This is a genomic window from Pseudomonas sp. DCB_AW (assembly GCF_026240895.1).
GTDB classification, from domain to species: Bacteria; Pseudomonadota; Gammaproteobacteria; order Pseudomonadales; family Pseudomonadaceae; genus Aquipseudomonas; species Aquipseudomonas kermanshahensis.
In genome coordinates this window covers 1-891 of record NZ_JAPFCE010000154.1, presented here as the reverse complement: position 1 = coordinate 891, position 891 = coordinate 1, and the positions used below count along the sequence as shown (strand labels likewise).

Sequence of the window (891 nt, the reverse complement as noted above, 5' to 3'; positions counted from 1 at the left end):
TCAACGCCGACGGCAGCTACCGCTACGTCATCGACAACAGCAACGCCACCGTGCAGGCGCTCTCCCCTGGGCAGACGCTGGTCGAGCAGTTCACCTATCAGGTGGTCGATACCGACGGCCTGACCGCTGTCACCGTGCTGGTGATCACTATCCAGGGTGCCAACGATGCGCCGGTGGCCGTCGACGACCAGGGTACTGCCAGCGCGGGCGCTACCGATGGCAGCCCGGCGCCAGTAAACGCCAGCGGTAACGTGATCACTGGCGATGGCGGCGTGGGCGCCGACACGGACGTCGACAACCTTGACCAACCCACTGCGACCCAACTCAAAGTCGATGGCGTACGCAGCGGCCTGGAAGTTACTGGCGGTACCCTCACCCCAGTGGCCAACGGCGCGCCGGCCACTATCACCGGTACGGTTGGCCGCCTGGCGGATAACAGCCTGATCAGTGGCAACTTCGGGCAGTTGATTCTCAATGAGGACGGCAGCTACACCTTTGAGGTCAACAGCGCAGACCCAACCCTCCTCGCTTTGACGGCTGGGCAGAGCCTGGACGTGATCTTTACCTACCAGATTCACGACAGCGGCGGCCTGACCGATCAGGCGCAACTGGTGATCACTGTCACCGGCGTCAACGACCCGCCCGTGGTCAACCCAGTCACGGTCGACGCCATCGAGGCCGGTGGAGTGAACAACGGCCAGCCGGGGCTCGACCCAAGCGGCAGCATCCGCAGCGCGTATACCGACCCCGATGGCGACACCCTGATCGTCAGCGCCGTGGTCAACCCCAACGGCGTCAACGGCACGCCAGGCCAAGCCCTGGCCGGCAACTACGGCAGCCTGGTGTTGGATGCCCAAGGCAACTACCGCTACGTGGTGGACAACAGCAACG

General features: G+C 64.4%; 1 protein-coding gene. It reads left to right on the top strand.

Going from position 1 to position 891, the window contains the following annotated elements:
• The coding region (locus OO306_RS28450) for a VCBS domain-containing protein (protein WP_265970383.1) at window positions 1-891 on the top strand (891 nt) is incomplete at both ends.